This window comes from Rhizobium mesoamericanum STM3625 (genome assembly GCF_000312665.1).
GTDB classification, from domain to species: Bacteria; Pseudomonadota; Alphaproteobacteria; order Rhizobiales; family Rhizobiaceae; genus Rhizobium; species Rhizobium mesoamericanum.
This window is the reverse complement of record NZ_HF536776.1, coordinates 1-2,769: the sequence shown is the minus strand read 5'-3', so window position 1 is coordinate 2,769 and position 2,769 is coordinate 1. Positions and strand designations below refer to the sequence as shown.

General features: G+C 57.3%; 4 protein-coding genes and 1 pseudogene. 2 read left to right on the top strand and 3 right to left on the bottom strand.

Annotated elements, in window-relative coordinates; genetic code table 11:
- Positions 1-176 precede the first annotated feature (176 nt).
- Positions 177-599, top strand: coding sequence for an IS66-like element accessory protein TnpA (tnpA, locus tag BN77_RS28565; RefSeq protein WP_007538829.1), 423 nt, complete (start codon positions 177-179; stop codon positions 597-599).
- Positions 539-797 (top strand): annotated as a pseudogene (locus BN77_RS36040) (IS5/IS1182 family transposase); the annotation flags it as partial. The gene tnpA and the pseudogene BN77_RS36040, both read left to right, overlap by 61 nt.
- Here BN77_RS36040 and BN77_RS35300 read toward each other — a convergent pair.
- From BN77_RS35300 to tnpB, 3 genes are all read right to left on the bottom strand, one after another.
- On the bottom strand, positions 680-985 hold the full coding sequence (locus BN77_RS35300) for a hypothetical protein (RefSeq protein ID WP_028749695.1): 306 nt from the start codon (positions 983-985) through the stop codon (positions 680-682). The pseudogene BN77_RS36040 and the gene BN77_RS35300 sit on opposite strands and share 118 nt — an antisense overlap.
- Positions 985-2,550, bottom strand: a complete 1,566-nt coding sequence (tnpC, locus tag BN77_RS28555; protein WP_037076824.1) for an IS66 family transposase — start codon at positions 2,548-2,550, stop codon at positions 985-987. The genes BN77_RS35300 and tnpC overlap by 1 nt, the downstream gene beginning before the upstream one ends.
- 72 nt (positions 2,551-2,622) lie before the next feature.
- Entirely contained in the window at positions 2,623-2,763 is a 141-nt protein-coding gene (gene tnpB, locus BN77_RS28550) for a transposase (RefSeq protein WP_244426277.1), read from the bottom strand.
- Positions 2,764-2,769 lie beyond the last annotated feature (6 nt).

The following is a 2,769-nucleotide window of genomic DNA, read 5'->3' as shown; positions in this document are numbered from 1 at the left end:
GTAACAGGGTATTTATGGCCAAGGTTGAGATCCTGACGGGTGCCATTCGACATGGTCTCTTGGCACCATTTGAGGATCGCCATGCTGGTCATCTGTAAGCGCGAATTTCTGCACACCTTCTGAAGCTCAGTGCTCTGGTGCATGAAGTGTCCACCAAAATAGGTGGACACCAAATCATGGATGAAGATGCTCCTAAACTGCAGGTGCGGCTTGTTGGTCGCGACGGCCGCCGTCGATATGACCCTGCTTCGCGAGATCAGCTTGTCGCAGCGTGTTTAGAGCCGGGCGTTTCGGTCTCGCGTCTCGCTCTGGAGCACGGCGTCAACGCCAATCTCGTTCGCAAGTGGGTGAAGAGAGCCAGAGAAGATCGTGCTTTGCCTGCGGTCTCGGCGTTCGTTCCGGTTCAGATAGCTGCGGATATGCACTCGTCTTCTGCCAGCGGTCCGCTGACGAAGGCGGAGCCGGTCGGCAAACGATCTCATGCATCCAAGCTGAGCGCGGTGCTGCCGAACGGGGTCAGCCTGACGGTGGAATGCAGCGATGTCGATGGCCTGGCGGCGATCATAGGAGCGTTGGGTCATGTTCAGGCTGGGCGCTGACCTCAAGGTCTATCTCCATCGGGAGCCGATCGACTGTAAGCGTCCGGCGAAGGCATTTTCGCTTGGTCGAGAGGCCGATATTATAGGCCGCGTTTCATCTCGTCTGCCATAACGCGTTCGACCACATCCGGATCGCATTGTTCATCGACGAGAAACTGGCGGATTCCACCATCCCATGTCCGTATGTCGGCGAGGAGATTTTGGAGCTCGTCCACGCCGTTCTCGGTCAGACCCTTTGTGCCGTATTCGCTGCCGTCGCGGACATAAAGCAATTCGCCTTCGCTGATATTATCCGGGTTGGCGGTCACCTCTTCGATCAACTCGAGGTTCTCGCCGATCATCTCAGCGACCTCTTTGAGGGTATAGATGATCCTTGAGCGTGCCATCACGCAGCCTCGTACCGGTCTTTTTCCGGAGTCCACTGCCACGGGAGTAGTTCCTCAAGTCGATCCTTCGGATGGCTCTGGATCCTGGTCAGGACGTCTGTCAGATAGGTCTCTGGATTGTGGCCATGGAGTTTAGCTGTCTCGATGATGGTCAGGATATTGGCGATGCGCTCGCCGCCCTTGTCTGACCCGGCAAAGAGCCAATTTTTTCTCCCAATTCCGAGTGGCCTCATAGCGCGCTCAGCTATGTTGTTATCGATTTCGACACGGCCATCGTCAATGTAGACGCTCAAAGCTGCCCATCGCGAGAGAGCGTATCGCATCGCTTCGGCCAGCTTCTGTTTCTGCGGCAGCGTCGAAAGCGCCGTTTCAATCCAGGCCTTGAGATCCGCCAGAATGGGTCTGGCGTGTTGCTGGCGCAGTGTTCGCCTCTCGTTAGCCGACATGCCGCGGATACGATCCTCGATATCGTAGAGCGCGCCGATGCGCGATAACGCTTCGTCAGCGATTGAGGATGGCTTGAGCTTGATCACATCATGGAATTTGCGGCGCACATGCGCCATGCAGGCAGCTTCGATGATCTGGTTGCCGTAAAGCTTGCTATAGCCAGCATACCCATCCGCATGCATTACGCCGCTGAAGTGAGCGAGGTGTTCAGCCGGATGCACGCCCTTTCGGTCGGGGCTATAGTAATAGGCGATCGCTCCGGGCGTGGGATCCTGGCAGCCGCTGCCATCGAAGACATAGACCCAGACCCTGCCGGTCTTCGTCTTTCCTCGTCCTGGGTCGAGAACATCGACCGGCGTGTCGTCCGTGTGTATTCGATCGATGGCCGCGAGATGGGCTCTGATCAGCGAGATGAGGGGCGAGAGCAGAACGGACACACGGCCAACCCAGTCCGCCATGACAGACCGGGAGATGTCTATCCCCAGCCGGTCGTACATCTCGGACAAACGGTAGAGTGGGATATGATCGTCAAATTTGGCGACCATGATGTGTGCGAGCAGTCCTGGTCCAGGTTTGCCTCGCTCGATCGGCAAGCTCGGCATCTCACCCGATACCATTGTATCGCAGTCCTTACAGACCATGCGCTTCTCGATATGCCGGACGATCTTCACAGAAGCCGGCACATGCTCCATCACCTGGACCACCTTGTCGGGCGCCTTCAGGAAGGACATGCCACCACAAGTCGGGCAACTGCAGGGCGCTGTGTAGACCCGCTCTTCAGTTGGAAGGCCATCCGGCAGAGGTCTGCGTTTCGGCTTGTCGGGGGCGTCATCCAGATCTGGCAACAGGCCTTTTCCGGAACGAGCATCAGCCTCGGCGCGAGAGGCTTCGATCTCCTCGAGCATCAGTTCGAATTGCTCAATCTTCCGATCGATCTTTTCCGAGGATGCGCCGTGCTGCCGATGTCGGAGCAGTTCCAGCTGCGCACGCAGAAGCCCGATGATCGAGTCGCGTTTGCTGACTTCGGCTTCTTGGCTCTCAAGTTTCGCCGCCTGTTCAGCGACGAGCGCGCGCAATGCCAATAGCTCGTCCTGACTGTCCAGCGGCGGTGCTTTCATGCCCAAAAACATAGCCGATTTGCAGCGAAAGCACTAGCGTTTTGCCCCGGATGTCCCTGTAAAATATAGATTTTAACCCGTGCGGCCAGGGGCGGAAGTCCACGCTGGTCGGCGCCAGTCAATCCCTTCAACAAGCATCGACAACTGAGCCTGCGTCAGATGCGCAACGCCATCTTTCGCCGTCGGCCAAGGAAAGTATCCGCGCTCGAGAATCTTGTA

What these genes read in the sequence shown, in the direction of transcription:
- tnpA (WP_007538829.1), top strand. Translation starts at nt 177, where the DNA reads ATGGATGAAGATGCTCCTAAACTGCAGGTGCGGCTTGTTGGTCGCGAC.
- BN77_RS35300 (WP_028749695.1), bottom strand. Translation starts at nt 985, where the DNA reads ATGGCACGCTCAAGGATCATCTATACCCTCAAAGAGGTCGCTGAGATG.
- tnpC (WP_037076824.1), bottom strand. Translation starts at nt 2,550, where the DNA reads ATGAAAGCACCGCCGCTGGACAGTCAGGACGAGCTATTGGCATTGCGC.